This is a genomic window from Streptomyces sp. NPDC050658, assembly GCF_044457025.1.
Taxonomy (GTDB): Bacteria; Actinomycetota; Actinomycetes; order Streptomycetales; family Streptomycetaceae; genus Streptomyces.
On sequence record NZ_JBITGM010000003.1, the window covers coordinates 34096 to 48674 of the forward strand.

At 70.1% G+C, this 14579-nt stretch carries 15 protein-coding genes; 5 read left to right on the forward strand and 10 right to left on the reverse strand.

What is annotated here, in order from left to right:
* Positions 1-69 precede the first annotated feature (69 nt).
* A complete protein-coding gene (locus tag ACIBKX_RS11660) occupies positions 70-618 on the forward strand; it encodes a VanZ family protein (RefSeq protein ID WP_363277227.1) in 549 nt (182 codons plus the stop codon).
* A 102-nt stretch (positions 619-720) separates the two neighbouring features.
* Positions 721-924, forward strand: a complete 204-nt coding sequence (locus ACIBKX_RS11665) for a PspC domain-containing protein (protein ID WP_363277226.1) — start codon at positions 721-723, stop codon at positions 922-924.
* 94 nt (positions 925-1018) lie between these two features.
* On the opposite strand, the gene ACIBKX_RS11670 is transcribed toward ACIBKX_RS11665, so the two are convergent.
* Together ACIBKX_RS11670 and ACIBKX_RS11675 are read right to left on the reverse strand one after the other, a co-directional pair.
* Positions 1019-1438, reverse strand: a complete 420-nt coding sequence (locus ACIBKX_RS11670) for an ATP-binding protein (protein WP_363277225.1) — start codon at positions 1436-1438, stop codon at positions 1019-1021.
* 133 nt (positions 1439-1571) lie between these two features.
* On the reverse strand, positions 1572-2741 hold the full coding sequence (locus tag ACIBKX_RS11675; RefSeq protein ID WP_363277223.1) for an adenosine deaminase: 1170 nt from the start codon (positions 2739-2741) through the stop codon (positions 1572-1574).
* Between the two features lie 114 nt (positions 2742-2855).
* Here ACIBKX_RS11675 and ACIBKX_RS11680 point away from each other — a divergent pair, with 114 nt between their 5' ends.
* A complete protein-coding gene (locus tag ACIBKX_RS11680) occupies positions 2856-3620 on the forward strand; it encodes an alpha/beta hydrolase (RefSeq protein WP_363277222.1) in 765 nt (254 codons plus the stop codon).
* Between the two features lie 36 nt (positions 3621-3656).
* Here the strand turns inward: ACIBKX_RS11680 and ACIBKX_RS11685 are convergent, their stop codons facing one another.
* Positions 3657-4655 carry a LysR family transcriptional regulator gene (locus ACIBKX_RS11685; protein WP_363277221.1) on the reverse strand — a complete coding sequence of 333 codons (999 nt, stop codon included), beginning with the start codon at positions 4653-4655 and terminating at the stop codon, positions 3657-3659.
* Between the two features lie 62 nt (positions 4656-4717).
* Between ACIBKX_RS11685 and ACIBKX_RS11690 the strand changes: the two genes are divergently transcribed.
* Together ACIBKX_RS11690 and ACIBKX_RS11695 are read left to right on the forward strand one after the other, a co-directional pair.
* The gene (locus tag ACIBKX_RS11690) at positions 4718-6025 is read left to right on the forward strand and encodes an MFS transporter (RefSeq protein WP_363277220.1); all 1308 of its coding nucleotides are present in this window, start codon (positions 4718-4720) and stop codon (positions 6023-6025) included.
* Between the two features lie 119 nt (positions 6026-6144).
* Complete coding sequence (locus tag ACIBKX_RS11695; RefSeq protein ID WP_363277219.1) at positions 6145-7152, forward strand: sigma-70 family RNA polymerase sigma factor; 1008 nt, start codon at positions 6145-6147, stop codon at positions 7150-7152.
* On the opposite strand, the gene ACIBKX_RS11700 is transcribed toward ACIBKX_RS11695, so the two are convergent.
* The 7 genes from ACIBKX_RS11700 to ACIBKX_RS11730 form a co-directional block, all read right to left on the reverse strand.
* On the reverse strand, positions 7039-7398 hold the full coding sequence (locus tag ACIBKX_RS11700) for an STAS domain-containing protein (protein WP_363277218.1): 360 nt from the start codon (positions 7396-7398) through the stop codon (positions 7039-7041). The two genes, ACIBKX_RS11695 and ACIBKX_RS11700, sit on opposite strands and share 114 nt — an antisense overlap.
* A 73-nt stretch (positions 7399-7471) precedes the next feature.
* Positions 7472-8749, reverse strand: a complete 1278-nt coding sequence (locus ACIBKX_RS11705) for a thymidine phosphorylase (protein WP_363277217.1) — start codon at positions 8747-8749, stop codon at positions 7472-7474.
* 109 nt (positions 8750-8858) lie between these two features.
* Positions 8859-9248: a cytidine deaminase gene (locus ACIBKX_RS11710; protein ID WP_363277216.1), complete on the reverse strand. Its 390-nt coding sequence runs from the start codon at positions 9246-9248 to the stop codon at positions 8859-8861.
* Positions 9245-10507, reverse strand: coding sequence for an ABC transporter permease (locus ACIBKX_RS11715; RefSeq protein WP_363277215.1), 1263 nt, complete (start codon positions 10505-10507; stop codon positions 9245-9247). The genes ACIBKX_RS11710 and ACIBKX_RS11715 overlap by 4 nt, the downstream gene beginning before the upstream one ends.
* Positions 10504-11655, reverse strand: a complete 1152-nt coding sequence (locus ACIBKX_RS11720) for an ABC transporter permease (protein ID WP_363277214.1) — start codon at positions 11653-11655, stop codon at positions 10504-10506. Before ACIBKX_RS11720 ends, ACIBKX_RS11715 begins: the two co-directional genes overlap by 4 nt.
* Positions 11652-13253, reverse strand: a complete 1602-nt coding sequence (locus ACIBKX_RS11725; RefSeq protein ID WP_363277248.1) for an ABC transporter ATP-binding protein — start codon at positions 13251-13253, stop codon at positions 11652-11654. The genes ACIBKX_RS11720 and ACIBKX_RS11725 overlap by 4 nt, the downstream gene beginning before the upstream one ends.
* A 219-nt stretch (positions 13254-13472) precedes the next feature.
* Positions 13473-14528 carry a BMP family ABC transporter substrate-binding protein gene (locus ACIBKX_RS11730; RefSeq protein WP_363277212.1) on the reverse strand — a complete coding sequence of 352 codons (1056 nt, stop codon included), beginning with the start codon at positions 14526-14528 and terminating at the stop codon, positions 13473-13475.
* Between the last annotated feature and the right edge of the window lie 51 nt (positions 14529-14579).

Sequence of the window (14579 nt, forward strand, 5' to 3'; positions counted from 1 at the left end):
CAGGACAGCGCCCCGTACCGGGATGAGATACGCGGAACCGATCCTGCCGCTCGGGGCGTCTAGGGGGACGTGCGTCAAGGCTCGGGCGGCCACGGGGCCGCCATCCGCTTCCGCGCGGCGGGAGGACTCCTCCTCGTCGCGCATCTTCTGTTCGTCGGATGGTTCACGCTGCGTCCACTGGACGTGCCCTGGGTCAGCGCGGCGAATCTGCAGCCGTTCGCCGGCATCAAGGCGGATCTCGCGCTCGGTCCCGCGCAGGCCGTCCGGCAGATCGGCGGCAGTCTGCTGCTGCTGGCTCCGCTCGGCTTGCTGCTGCCGCTGGCCGGTGGGCGGGTCCATGTCTCGCCGCTGGGTTCGCTGGTGCGTACGGTCGCGGCGGGGGCGCTGCTCTCGCTGGGCATCGAACTGCTGCAGACCGGCGTTCCGGGGCAGGTCGTCGACATCGACTCGCTGTTCCTGAACAGTCTGGGCGTGGCCCTCGTGCATCTCGCCGTGGTGCCCGCGGCCAGGGCCAGACTCCGCCGCCGTACCGACGGGGTGGAGCGTGCCGCCCTCCTGCGGGGGGATGCGTCTCAGGGGTCGACCCCGACGATTCCCAGGGTCGGTATCGCACCCTAGAGCGACGCTTTGCCCGCTTCGTGAACGTAGCTTTGAGTCATCGGGGAAACGCCCCCGGACCTCATTCGGACACCGTACCGACGCTTCACGAAGGAGCCCGCCATGACCGCCCTTGCCCGCCCCACGAACGGCCGGATGATCGGCGGAGTCTGCGCCGCCCTCGCCAAGCGCTTCGGCACGTCGGCCACGACGATGCGCGTGATCTTCGTGCTCTCGTGCCTGCTGCCCGGCCCGCAGTTCCTGCTCTACATAGCGCTGTGGATCTTCCTTCCCGCGGAGAGCAAGACCCGCCAGGCCGCCTGGTGATGTGACCGTTTCCCGCACCGACTTGTACGTACGCCGATGGGGCGCCCCCTGCGAAAGGGTGCGCCCCATCGGCGTACACGAATGCGCGCGAAGGTCAGCCGATCGGCAGACCCTGGACGGGCAGGCCCTGCACGGGCAGACCCGTCGCGGGCAGGGCGCCGGCCACCGGGAGACCGCCGAGGAGGCCGGAGACGGGGTCGGCGGCGGCGGGCTTGGTGGCCTCGTCGCCGTGCTCGGCGGCCTTGGTGACATCGCCGGCTGCGAGCTTGTCGACGGTGGGCGTGAGGGCCTGCGTGGTGCTGCCGAGCGCGTTCTGGCCGGCGGCCAGGGCCTCGGGGCCACCGGCGGGCAGCGTCTCGGCGACCTGGCCGACGGGCAGGGTCGAGGTGGCGGAACCCAGGGCGGCGGTCGGGTCCGGCACCGCCGGGGCGGCGTTCGCGACACCGGCACCGGCGGCGGCGAAGGCGGCACCGAGGGCGGCGACACCGAGGGTCTTGGCGGCAGACTGCTTCATCTTCAATGCGTCCTTGATGACGGGGACTTTTGAGCGGCCCACGACCGTAAACATGTGAAGGGGCGCTCCGCAAACAGCAAAACGCGACCGGGAATTAATGTTCCCGGTCGCGCCCGCAATGCTTGAATTACTGCTAGACCCCGACAGAAGCGCTGGTGGAGGCGGTCTGCCGGAACAGCCATTCGGACTTCAGCTCGGCATATCCGGGCTTGATCACGTCATTGATCATCGCCAGGCGTTCATCGAAAGGAATGAACGCTGATTTCATCGCATTGACTGTGAACCACTGCATGTCGTCGAGCGTGTAGCCGAATGCGCCGACCAGGTGCTCGAATTCCCGGCTCATGCTGGTGCCGGACATGAGGCGGTTGTCGGTGTTCACCGTCGCCCGGAAGTGCAGCTTGCGCAGCAGCCCGATGGGGTGGCCCTCGTAGGAGTCGGCCGCGCCCGTCTGGAGGTTGGAGCTGGGGCACATCTCCAGGGGAATGCGCTTGTCGCGTACGTAGCTGGCGAGGCGGCCGAGCTTGACCGTGCCGTCGTCCTCGACCTTGATGTCGTCGATGATCCGTACGCCGTGACCGAGCCGGTCGGCGCCGCACCACTGCAGGGCCTGCCAGATGGAGGGCAGGCCGAAGGCCTCACCGGCGTGGATGGTGAAGTGGTTGTTCTCGCGCTTCAGGTACTCGAACGCGTCGAGGTGCCGGGTGGGCGGGAAGCCGGCCTCGGCGCCGGCGATGTCGAAGCCGACGACGCCCAGATCGCGGTAGCGGTTGGCCAGTTCGGCGATCTCCAGGGCGCGGGCGGCGTGCCGCATGGCGGTCAGGAGCGCACCCACACGGATGCGGTGGCCGGCCGCCTTCGCGCGCCGCTCGCCTTCCCGGAAGCCTTCGTTGACGGCCTCGACGACCTCTTCGAGCGTGAGGCCGCGCTCCAGGTGCTGCTCGGGCGCGTACCGGATCTCGGCGTAGACCACGCCGTCCTCGGCGAGGTCCTCGGCGCACTCGGCGGCGACGCGCTTGAGGGCGTCCTTCGTCTGCATGACAGCGCAGGTGTGGGCGAAGGTCTCCAGGTACCGCGGCAGCGAACCGGAGTCGGCGGCCTCGCGGAACCAGATCCCGAGCTTGTCCGGGTCGGTCTCGGGAAGGGACTCGTACCCGGCATCGCGGGCGAGGTCGACGATCGTGCCGGGGCGCAGGCCGCCGTCGAGGTGGTCGTGCAGGAGCACCTTGGGGGCGCGGCGGATCTGGTCGGCGCTGGGCGTTTCGCGGTCCGTCTGACCGGCTTTGGTGGTCTGGCTCGTCATCTCGGCACTGTAGCGCCTACGCGCGTAGATCGCCGGGTGGATCTCACGGGTCGATACGTAACAGTGACCCCGCGGACGGGTCGCGTACACCATCGCTTCTGACACTGTTCTGTCATGGCACAGCAAGCGACGCCCGATTCCGCGCGCGCGGCGAGGCTCGGGCGGGTGATCGGCGCGCGCCCCGCGGCGGTGAGCGGCGCGGTGCTGCTCCTTCCCGGCGGCCACGAGACCTCGGCCCGCAAACCCTCTCCGCTGGCCGCGACCGCCGTGCGCGCGCTCGGCCGCAGGCTGGCCCGTGACGGGCGCGACGAGGGGCTCGCGGTGCATGTCGTCCACTACCGGTACCGGGGGTGGAACGGGGCGCAGGCGGAGCTCGCCGCGGATGCGACATGGGCGGCGGACGAGATCATCCGTCGGTACGGAGATGTCTCCGTCTGCCTGGTCGGAGTCGACATGGGCGGTCGGGCGGCGCTGCGGGCGGGCGGACACGAAGCGGTGAACTCCGTTCTGGCGCTTGCCCCTTGGCTGCCGGAGGACGATGTGGCGGCTTCGCCCGAACCGGTGAAGCAGTTGGCGGGGCGGCGGGTGCTGATCGTGCACGGCACGAACGACGAGCGGACGGATCCCGAGCTTTCGTTCCGGCTGGCGGCGCGGGCGAAGAAGGCGAACCGGGAGGTGTGCCGGTTCGAAGTCCACTCGGACGGCCACCGCTTGCACCAGCACCAGGACGAAGTCCTGGCCCTCTCCTCGGACTTCGTCCTCGGCTCCCTCTTCGGCCACGCGTACGCCCGCCCCTTGGAGGACGCGCTCGCGGCCCCGCCGCCACTGGGTCTGCGGATGCCGCTGGCTTCGGGCTTCGGCAGGTCGTTACGGCGGTAGGGCCCGGCGGACGGACTCGGCGCAGCCGGTGATCCGTCACTCCGGCAGCAGGCGGCCCCTTCGGCTCAAGAGGAACTTCTTGAACGCCGCCACCGGTGGCGTGTCCGGGTGTCCGTTCAGCCACGCCACTCCGATCTCGCGGACCGCCCGCTGACCCGTCACCGTCAGTTCGACGACTCCGGGGCGCGGCACCGCCGGTGGGGGCAGGAGGGCCACCCCGAGGCCCGCCGCCACCAGGCCCCGCAGCGTCTCCGCCTCCTCGCCCTCGAACGCCACCCGCGGCCTGAAGCCGGCCTCCTGGCAGAGGTCGTCGGTGATGCGGCGCAGGCCGTAGCCCGGTTCGAGGGTCACGAAGGCTTCCTCTGACGCTTCCGAGAGGCGGACCCGTTTGCGGGACGCCAGGCGGTGGTCGTCCGGGACGACCAGGCGCAGGCGCTGCTCGTCCAGGCGGCGGGCCACCAGGTCCGGCGCGTCCGGCACGGGGGAGGTCAGACAGAGGTCCAGTTCCCCTGCCCGCAGGCGCTCGATCATCGCCTCCCCGTAGTTCTGGACCAGGCTGAAGCGAATCCGGGGGTGATCGGCGCGGAAGGCGCGGATCAGGCCGGGGACCGTTTCCGAGCCCATCGTGTGGAGGAAGCCGAACGCCACCTTCCCCGACGTCGGGTCCGCGTCCGCGCGGACGGACTCCGCGGCCCGCTCCACCTCCCCCAGCGCCCGCTCCACCGAGGCGAGGAACGTACGCCCCGCCGGAGTCAGCGACACCGTGCGGCCGTGCCGGGCGAACAGCTCGACCCCCAGGTCCTGTTCGAGACGTACCAGCGCACGGGACAGCGTCGACTGCGGCACCTGCATGTCCACCGCCGCCCGCGTCACATGCTCCGTACGCGCCACCCCCGCGAAGTACGCGAGCCGCGGCGAAAGCAGCGCCGACCAGGACTCCGGCGTCAGCTCGGCGGGCGCGGGCGCCGCCGCCCCCATGTCTCTTACGTAACTGCTCTGCGACAGACGCGTCGCTGAGCTGCGCTCATGCACCATGGGAATGATTATGGCCAATCCATGCATTGGACGGATGAGTCGCCTGTGCCTACGTTCGACGTATGCCTCCTGCCAGTAGCGGGGCGTCCGCCACCCATGCGGTCGCCCTCACCCCGTCGTCCCCCGCCACCGAATCCACCGACACGCGCCTCACGCCCGGCGGCCCCGGCTACCGCCGGATGAGCTTCGCCCTCTTCCTCGCGGGTGTCGCCACCTTCGCCCTCCTCTACTCCACGCAGGCGCTGCTCCCCCTCGTCTCCGCCGACTTCGGCGTCAGCGCGAGCGCGGCGAGCTGGACGGTCTCGGCGGCCACGGGCGCACTGGCCCTCTTCGTCCTGCCGCTGAGCGCGCTCAGCGAGCGCTTCGGGCGGCGGACCCTGATGACGGTGTCCCTGAGCGTCGCGGTGACGGTCGGGCTGCTCATTCCCTTCGCGCCCTCCGTCGGCGTACTCATCGCCCTGCGCGCCGTCCAGGGGGCCGCGCTCGCCGGGCTCCCGGCCTCCGCGATGGCCTTCCTCGCCGAGGAGGTCCGCCCCAAGGCGCTGGTCGCCGCGATCGGCATGTTCGTGGCGGGCAACAGCATCGGCGGCATGAGCGGGCGCATCATCACCGGGTGGGTCGCGCAGGCCTGGGGCTGGCGCGCGGCGCTCGCCGTCATCGGCGTCGTCGCCGTGCTCTGCGCGCTCGCCTTCCGCGCGCTGCTGCCCGCGCCGCGCCACTTCACGCCGGGCTCGCTGAACCCCAAGGCCCTTGGCAGGACGATCCGTTCGCACCTGTCGAACCCGCTGCTGTGCAGGCTGTACGCGATCGGCGCGTTGTTCATGACGGTCTTCGGCGCGGTGTACACCGTCATCGGCTACCGGCTCACCGAGGCGCCCTTCTCACTCCCCCAGGGCATCATCGGGTCCATCTTCCTCGTCTATCTCGTCGGTACGGTGTCGTCCGCGGCCGCCGGGAAGCTGGTGGCCCGGCTCGGGCGGCGCGGGGCGCTGTACCTGGCGGTGAGCACGACGGCGGGCGGTCTGCTGCTCTCCCTGGCCGACTCGATCGTCATGGTGCTGCTCGGGCTCGTCCTCATCACCGCCGGCTTCTTCGCGGGGCACGCCGTCGCCTCCTCGTCCGTGAGCCGTACGGCCACCACGGGCCGGGCGCAGGCTTCCGCGCTCTACCAGTCCGCGTACTACCTCGGCTCCAGCGCGGGCGGCACGCTCGGCGCGGTCGCCTTCCACTCCGGGGGCTGGGCCGGGACGGTGGCGCTGGGTCTGCTCGCGGTGTTCGGCGTCGTGTCGATCACGGTGTGGGGATCGCGGGCTGCGCGGGTGCAGGAGCGCCGGACGCGGGAGGGCCGGGGGCTCGTCGCGGCGCACTGAGCGCCGCTGGAAGCACCCTCCCCACCTGCGGGTTTTCCGACTCCGGGGGCCATTGTCAGTGGCCTTCGGTAGCTTACGAAGTGCTGGGACATTCGTGAGCGGCGCAGGGGTGGGTCGGGATGAGCAACATGGCGGGTACGACAACCGAGCTGGACGTCACACTGGAGAAGCACCGGGTCGAGCTGACCGGGTACTGCTATCGCATGCTGGGCTCGTCCTTCGAGGCCGAGGACGCGGTGCAGGACACGATGGTCCGCGCCTGGCGCAGCTTCGAGAAGTTCGAGGGCCGCTCCAGCATCCGCTCGTGGCTGTACCGGATCGCGACGAACGTCTGCCTGGACATGCTGAACGCGGGCAACCGCCGGGCCCGCCCCATGGACCTGACGGCGGCGGCCCCGCTGGCCCAGGCGGCGCTGACCCCGCGTCCGGACAACGTATGGCTGGAGCCGATGCCGGACGCGCGGGTGCTGCCGTCCACCAGCGACCCCGCCGAGGCCGCCGTGGCGAAGGAGTCGGTGCGGCTCGCCTTCGTCGCCGCCCTTCAGCAGCTGCCGCCCAAGCAGCGGGCGGTGCTGATCCTGCGCGAGGTCCTCGCCTGGAAGGCCAGCGAGGCCGCCGAGCTGCTCGACACGTCGGTCGCGTCCGTCAACAGCGCGCTGCAGCGGGCGCGGGCGACGCTGGCGGAGGGCCCGGCCGACGACACGGCCGTCTCCGACCCCCTGGACGACGAACAGCAGAAACTGCTCGAGAGGTACGTGGCGGCCTTCGAGGGCTACGACATGGCGGCGCTGACGGCGTTGCTGCACGAAGACGCCATCATGACGATGCCCCCGTTCGACCTCTGGCTGCGCGGCACGGCCGACATCACGGGCTTCATGTCGACCATCGGCGCGTCCTGCGCCAACAGCCGGCTGCTGCCGGTCAACGTCAACGGCACGCCGGGCTTCGCCCACTACAAGCCCGACCCGGAGAACGGTGGGTACGCGCCGTGGGCGGTGCAGGTCATCGAGATCTCAGACGGGCGGATCGCGGGCTTCCACTGCTTCCTGGACACGCCCCGTTGGTTCCCGCTGTTCGGCCTGCCGGCCCACCTCGACGTCGAAGGGAAGGCCGACGAGGTCCAGTAGTTCGGTGAGGTGCGGGGCCGGATCCCTGAGCCGGATCCGGCCGCCGGCGCGGCGGGCGGTGAGCTGGAGTCTGGCGAGGGCGTCCACCGCGGCGAGGACGGGCGGGCCGACGCCCGCCACATCGCAGACGAGGACGTCCGCGCCGGTCGCCTGCAGCGTGGCGTGGGCGGCTGCGCAGAGACGTTGCGTCGCCTCGCGGTCGAGGGTGCCGGTGAGGGTCAGGTCCGGCGGCTGTATGGCTTCCACGTGGGGATGGACTGCCGCGGGCCCCGGAACTCATCGGTAGACCCGCGGCAGCCCTCTCCCGGCCGCCCCTCGCTCAGGCGATGCGGTCCAGCACGATCGGCGACGCCGTGAAGTCCGTGCCCTCGGGCGCGATGTCGTACGCCGCCGTCAGCGACTCCAGCGCGTACTCGAAGCGCTCCGGAGTGTCCGTGTGCAGGGTCAGGAGCGGCTGGCCCGCGGTGACCGTCGCGCCCGGCTTGGCGTGCAGTTCCACGCCCGCGCCCGCCTGCACCACGTCCTCCTTGCGCGCGCGGCCGGCGCCGAGTCGCCAGGCGGCCACGCCGACGTCGTACGCGTCGAGACGGGTCAGGACGCCCGACGACGGTGCCGTCACGACGTGGGTCTCGCGGGCCACCGGCAGGGTCGCGTCAGGGTCGCCGCCCTGTGCCGCGATCATCCGGCGCCATACGTCCATCGCCGAGCCGTCCGCCAGCGCCTTCGCGGGGTCCGCGTCCGGCAGTCCCGCCGCGTCCAGCATCTCGCGCGCCAGGGCGAGCGTCAGGTCGACGACGTCCGAGGGGCCGCCGCCCGCGAGGACCTCCACCGACTCGCGGACCTCAAGGGCGTTGCCCGCCGTCAGGCCGAGCGGGGTGGACATGTCCGTGAGGAGGGCCACCGTGCGGACGCCGCTGTCGGTGCCGAGGCCGACCATCGTGGACGCCAACTCGCGGGCGTCCTCCAGGTTCTTCATGAAGGCGCCCGTGCCCACCTTCACGTCCAGGACCAGCGAGCCCGTACCCTCCGCGATCTTCTTCGACATGATCGACGAGGCGATGAGCGGGATCGCCTCCACCGTTCCCGTCACGTCCCGCAGCGCGTACAGCTTCTTGTCGGCCGGGGCAAGACCGTCGCCCGCCGCGCAGATCACCGAGCCCACGCCGTCCAGGACCGACAGCATCTCCTCGTTCGAGAGCAGCGCCCGCCAGCCGGGGATCGACTCCAGCTTGTCGAGCGTGCCGCCCGTGTGGCCGAGGCCGCGGCCCGACAGCTGCGGCACCGCCGCGCCGCACGCCGCGACCAGCGGCGCGAGCGGCAGCGTGATCTTGTCGCCGACGCCGCCCGTGGAGTGCTTGTCCGACGTCGGGCGGGACAGCGAGGAGAAGTCCATGCGCTCGCCGCTCGCGATCATCGCGGCCGTCCAGCGGGCGATCTCACGGCGGTTCATGCCGTTCAGGAGGATCGCCATGGCGAGGGCCGACATCTGCTCGTCGGCGACCGCCCCGCGGGTGTACGCGTCGATGACCCAGTCGATCTGCTGGTCACTCAGCTCGCCGCGGTCCCGCTTCGTACGGATGACGGAGATGACGTCCATCGCATAACCCCTCTTTGCGCCTAAAACGGTGAGCGTGACTCTACGCGCATAGAGCCACGAGGTGAAGACGGCCCCCGCCCGTCGGCAAGCAACAAGCGGGGGCCGTACGTCAGTTGAGGTGCTGCGGGCCGAACGCGTCCGGGAGCATGTCCCCCAGCGTCCGGATCCCCGAAGTCGTCTCAAGGAGCAGGCTCGCGCCGCCGAACTCGTACAGGAGCTGGCGGCAGCGGCCGCACGGCATCAGGATCTCGCCCTTGCCGTCCACACAGGTGAAGTGCGTGAGGCGGCCGCCGCCGGACAGCTGGAGCTGGGAGACCAGACCGCACTCGGCGCACAGGCCGAGGCCATAGGAGGCGTTCTCCACGTTGCAGCCGGTCACCGTGCGGCCGTCGTCCACGAGGGCCGCCGCACCGACCGGGAAGCCCGAGTAGGGCGCGTACGCACGGGACATCGCCTCGCGCGCCGCGTCCCGCAGCGCGTCCCAGTCGGCATCGGTCACTTTCCTTGTCCCTTTCGGTAGGGCTGGCCGTCCGCCTTCGGCATCCGCAACCGCTGGGCGGAGAGCGAGAGCACCAGCAGCGTGACGACGTACGGCGTAGCGGTGACGACCTGGTTCGGCACCTCGTCGGTCAAGCCGTACCACGCGAACATCAGCGCCGACACGGCCGCGGTGATCACCGCGGGGATGTAGCGCTTGCGCCAGACGAGGTAGATCGCGCCGATGACCAGCAGGATCGCGAGGAGCAGGAGCAGTGCGTGGACGTTCGTGCCGCCGCCCCGGAGCTTCAGGCTGTCGGTGTAACCGAACAGGCCCGCGCCGAGCGCGAGTCCGCCCGGCATCCAGTTGCCGAAGATCATCGCGGCGAGGCCGATGTAGCCGCGCCCGCCGGTCTGGCCCTCCAGGTAGATGTTGGAGGCGACCAGGGACAGGAACGCGCCGCCCAGGCCTGCCAGACCACCGGAGATGACCACGGCCAGGTACTTGTACTTGTAGACGTTCACGCCGAGGGACTCGGCCGCCACCGGGTTCTCGCCGCAGGACCGCAGGCGCAGGCCGAACGACGTACGCCACAGGACCCACCAGCTCAGCGGCACCATCGCGACGGCGATGACGGTCAGCGGCGAGAGGTCCGTGAACAGGCCGCCGAGCAGGCCCGCGAGGTCCGAGACGAGGAACCAGTGCTTGTCGTTGAGGTCCTGCAGCCAGTCGGAGAGACCGGGGACGGAGAAGCTGCCGAGCGATTCGACCGGCGGCGACTGCTTGGACGTACCGCCCTCCTTGCCCTCGAAGGCGAAGGTGGAGAGGTAGCGGGTCGCGCCCAGGGCGAGGATGTTGAGGGCCACACCGGAGACGATGTGGTTGACGTTGAAGGTGACCGTGACGATCGCGTGCAGCAGACCGCCGAGCGCGCCGCCGAGTACGCCGAAGAGGATGCCGACCCACGGGCCCCACTGATAGCCGGCGAACGCGCCGAACCAGGTGCCGAGGATGAGCATGCCCTCAAGGCCGATGTTGACGACGCCCGCCCGCTCGGCCCACAGACCGCCGAGGCCCGCGAGGCCGATCGGCACCGCGAGGCGCAGGGCCGTGGACATCTGGCCGGTGGAGGTGATGCCGTCGGCGCCGGTGATCATGCGGACCACGGACGTCAGGACGAGTACGCCCGCGATGATCAGCAGGAGTATGGGGAGCGAGATGCGGCGGCGGCCCGGCGCGGGCTGCTTGGCCGTGGGCTTGGCTACGGTTGCCGAGCTCATCGGGCAGCCACCTCCTTCACGGTGTCGTTGTTGCCGTTGCCGTTGCCCTTGCCCTTGGCACGGGCTGCTGCGGCCAGCTCCTCACCGACGCGCTGCTGCTGGCGGCGGAGCCCCCAGCGGCGTACGGCCTCGTAGGAGACGACGACCGCGATCACGATGAGGCCCTGCATGATCACCGCGATCTCCTTGTCGTACGCCACCGGCTGGGCGTAGTCGAGAGCGGGCGAGGCCTTGTCGAGGAAGGCGATGAGCAGGGCGGCGAAGGCGATGCCGACCGGGTTGTTCCGGCCGAGCAGAGCGATGGTGATGCCGGTGAAGCCGAGTCCTGTGGGGAAGCTGAGGCTGTAGGTGTGGACGTCGCCGAGCAGGATCGGCATGCCCGCGAGGCCCGCGACCGCGCCGGAGATCAGCATCGCGCTGAGCACCATGCGCTTGGCGTTGACGCCGGAGGCCGCGGCGGCCGACTCGGAGGCGCCGGTGGCGCGCAGGTCGAAGCCGAAGCGGGTGCGGTTGAGGATCAGCCAGTACAGGACGCCGGCGAGCGCGGCGATGACGACGAAGCCGTAGATCTCGCCGGACTCGCCCATGCTGATGCCGGGGAACCAGCCGGACTCGTGCATCTCGCCGGTGGTCTGGTTGTTGCCGACCGGGACGCCGAAGTTCTCGGTGAGGGTGAGATAGCCGATGACGCTCGTCGCGATGGCGTTGAGCATGATCGTCGCGACGACCTCGCTGACCCCGCGGGTGGTCTTCAGGATGCCCGCGATGCCGGCCCAGAAGGCGCCGGTGAGCATGGCGACCAGGATCAGGAGCGGGATCTGGAGGGGCGCCGGGAGCGCGACGTGCGCGCCGACGACCGCCGTCACCATCGCGGCGAGGCGGTACTGGCCGTCGACGCCGATGTTGAAGAGGTTCATCCGGAAGCCGACGGCGACCGCGAGCGCGGCCAGGTAGTACATGCCGGCCTGGTTGATGATCAGGACCTGGATGTCGGAGTAGGTGGCCTGCTCGAACATCAGGGTGTACGGCTCGATCGGGTTCTTGCCCGATGCGACCAGCACGACCGAGGTCAGCGCCACGGCCGCGATGAGCGCGATGACCGGTCCGGCCACCGCGAGGAGTATGCGCTCCTTGTCGAACTTCTTCATCGGGCCTCGTCCTCCGGAGTCTCCGGGCCTTCTTCTACGTGCTCGAGGTGGCCGGACGCCGCGCCCGTCATCGCCGAACCGAGCTCCTCCGGCGTGATGGTGGCCGGGTCGGCGTCGGCGACGAGCCGTCCGCGGTAGATCACGCGGAGGGTGTCGGAGAGGCCGATCAGCTCGTCCAGGTCCGCGGAGATCAGGAGTACGGCAAGACCCTCGCGGCGGGCCTCGCGGATCTGGTCCCAGATCTGGGCCTGCGCGCCGACGTCCACACCACGCGTGGGGTGGGCGGCGATCAGGAAGCGCGGCTTGTGGCTCATCTCGCGGCCGACGATCAGCTTCTGCTGGTTGCCGCCGGACAGCGAGGCGGCCGTCACGTCGATGCCGGGCGTACGGACGTCGTACTCCTCGACGATGCGGCGGGTGTCGGCCTGGGCGCCCTTCGGGTCCAGCCAGAAGCCCTTCGCATTGGGCTTCTCGGTGACGTGGCCGAGGATGCGGTTCTCCCAGAGCGGGGACTCCAGGAGGAGGCCGTGCCGGTGGCGGTCCTCGGGGATGTAGCCGATGCCGTCCTCGCGGCGCTTGCGCGTCGGCTCGGCGGTGATGTCCTGGCCCGCCATCCGGATCACTCCGGAGTCGGCGTGCTTGAGGCCGATGAGCGCGTCGATCAGCTCGGTCTGGCCGTTGCCCTCGACGCCCGCGAGGCCGAGGACCTCGCCCTCGTGGATGGTGAAGGAGATGTCGTCGAGGAGCGCGCGGCCCGACTCTCCCTCGGCGAGCAGCCTGAGGCTCTCCACCTGGATCATCGGGCGGTCCGTGACCGTCGACTCGGCGGTCTCCGGGGTGGGCAGTTCGCTGCCGACCATCAGCTCGGCGAGCTGACGGGGCGTCGTCTCGGACGGGATCGCGGTGCCGACGGTCGTACCGCGCCGGATGACGGTGATGTCGTCGGCGACGGAGAGGACTTCACCGAGCTTGTGCGAGATGAAGATGACGGACAGGCCCTCGGACTTGAGCTCGCGGAGGTTGTCGAAGAGCGCGTCGACCTCCTGCGGCACGAGTACGGCCGTGGGCTCGTCGAGGATCAGCGTGGTGGCGCCGCGGTAGAGGACCTTGAGGATCTCCACGCGCTGCCGGTCGGCGACGCCGAGGTCCTCGACCATCGCGTCGGGACGCACCCCGAGGCCGTAACGCTCGGATATCTCGGCGATCTTGCGGCGGGCGGCGCCACCGATGCCGTGCAGCTTCTCGCTGCCGAGGACGATGTTCTCCAGGACGGTCAGCTGGTCGGCGAGCATGAAGTGCTGGTGGACCATGCCGATGCCGCGGGCGATGGCGTCCGCGGGGCTGGAGAAGCTGACCTGGGTGCCGTCGACGGTGATGGTGCCCTCGTCCGGCTTCTGCATGCCGTACAGGATCTTCATCAGGGTCGACTTGCCCGCGCCGTTCTCACCGACGAGGGCGTGCACGGTGCCCTTGCGGACACTCAGGCGGATGTCGTGGTTGGCCACCACGCCCGGGAAGCGCTTGGTGATGCCGTCGAGTTCGACGGCGGTGGCCTGGGCCGTGGTCGTGCCCTTGTCGGGACTAGTGGACGCGTCGATGGCGCACTCTCCTCGGGAGTCCTCGGGAGTCTTAAGGAAAGGGGCCACCTACGCGCGTAGCGCCCCTGGTTTCAACGGGAGTTGAGGTGTCGGCCGCGCGAACGGGGCGCGGGGGAACCCATCGTCCCCCACACCCCGTTCCGCGGCGATGACTTCGCCGTTACAGCGTGATCTGCCGTTTACGGCCTGGTCTCGACCCTTACAGCGTGGTCTTGACGCTTACAGCGTGGTCTTGACCTTGATCTTGCCGCTGGTGATGCCCTGCTCGGCCTTCTTCAGGGCGGCCTGGAGGTCCTTCATCTTCGTGAACTCGGGGTTCGAGTCCGCGAGCGCGACGCCGCCGGACGCCAGGTCCGCACGGACGACGCCGCCCTTGGCGTTGCCATCCTGGACCGACTTGGTCAGGTTGTACACCGCTCCGGCGACGTCCTTGGTCGCCGAGGTGAGGATGTACTTCTTGTACTTCTCCAGCGCCTTCTGCTTGTACTGGTCGGAGTCGACACCGATTGCCCAGACCTTCTCGGCGGCGGCCTGCTCGATCACGCCCTGACCCGAGAGGCCGGCCGCGTGGTAGACCACGTCGGCGCCGTCCTCGATCTGGCCGCTGGCGCCCTCCTTGCCCTTGTCCGGGCTGGAGAAGCCGCCGTCCTCGGCCTTCTCGGTGAGGAACTGGCGCTTGATCTTGACCGACTTGTCGGTGTCCTGGACGCCCTGGACGAAGCCGGCCTCGAACTTGCGGATCAGCGGGTTGTTCACGCCGCCGATGAAGCCGACGGTCTTGCTCTTGGTGGCCTTGGCCGCGGCGACGCCCGCCAGGTACGAGGACTGCTCCTCGTTGAAGACCAGGTCGGAGACGTTGTCCGCCTTGATGGTGGCGTCGTCGACGATGCCGAAGGTGACCTTCGGGAACTTCTCGGCGACCTCCTTCACGGCGGGCGCGTAGGCGTAGCCGACGCCGATCACCGGGTTGTAGCCCTGCTTGGCCAGCTCGGTGAGGCGCTGCACCTTGTCGGCGTCGGACTCGCCGTCGGTCGGCTCGACGGCCTTCTTGCCGATCTTCAGGTCCTTGGCGGCCTTGTCCATGCCGGCGGTCGCGGCGTCGTTGAAGGACTGGTCGCCCTTGCCGCCGACGTCGTACGCGATGGCGACGCCCTTGCCCTTGCCGTCGCCCTTGGAGCCGGCGGCGTCGCTGGACGTGCCACCGCAGGCGGTGGCGGTGAAGGCGAGGGCGGCAGTGGCGATGCCCGCGGTCGCGATCTTGGAAACCCGGCGCATAGAGAGGAACTCCTTTGTACAAGCAAGCACAAGCACGTACGAGCGCCTCAC

Excerpts from the sequence above, each read along its gene's own strand:
- ACIBKX_RS11665 (WP_363277226.1), top strand. The coding sequence starts at position 721 with ATGACCGCCCTTGCCCGCCCCACGAACGGCCGGATGATCGGCGGAGTC.
- ACIBKX_RS11670 (WP_363277225.1), bottom strand. The coding sequence starts at position 1,438 with ATGAAGCAGTCTGCCGCCAAGACCCTCGGTGTCGCCGCCCTCGGTGCC.
- ACIBKX_RS11675 (WP_363277223.1), bottom strand. The coding sequence starts at position 2,741 with ATGACGAGCCAGACCACCAAAGCCGGTCAGACGGACCGCGAAACGCCC.
- ACIBKX_RS11680 (WP_363277222.1), top strand. The coding sequence starts at position 2,856 with ATGGCACAGCAAGCGACGCCCGATTCCGCGCGCGCGGCGAGGCTCGGG.
- ACIBKX_RS11685 (WP_363277221.1), bottom strand. The coding sequence starts at position 4,655 with ATGGTGCATGAGCGCAGCTCAGCGACGCGTCTGTCGCAGAGCAGTTAC.
- ACIBKX_RS11690 (WP_363277220.1), top strand. The coding sequence starts at position 4,718 with ATGCCTCCTGCCAGTAGCGGGGCGTCCGCCACCCATGCGGTCGCCCTC.
- ACIBKX_RS11695 (WP_363277219.1), top strand. The coding sequence starts at position 6,145 with ATGAGCAACATGGCGGGTACGACAACCGAGCTGGACGTCACACTGGAG.
- ACIBKX_RS11705 (WP_363277217.1), bottom strand. The coding sequence starts at position 8,749 with ATGGACGTCATCTCCGTCATCCGTACGAAGCGGGACCGCGGCGAGCTG.
- ACIBKX_RS11715 (WP_363277215.1), bottom strand. The coding sequence starts at position 10,507 with ATGAGCTCGGCAACCGTAGCCAAGCCCACGGCCAAGCAGCCCGCGCCG.
- ACIBKX_RS11720 (WP_363277214.1), bottom strand. The coding sequence starts at position 11,655 with ATGAAGAAGTTCGACAAGGAGCGCATACTCCTCGCGGTGGCCGGACCG.
- ACIBKX_RS11730 (WP_363277212.1), bottom strand. The coding sequence starts at position 14,528 with ATGCGCCGGGTTTCCAAGATCGCGACCGCGGGCATCGCCACTGCCGCC.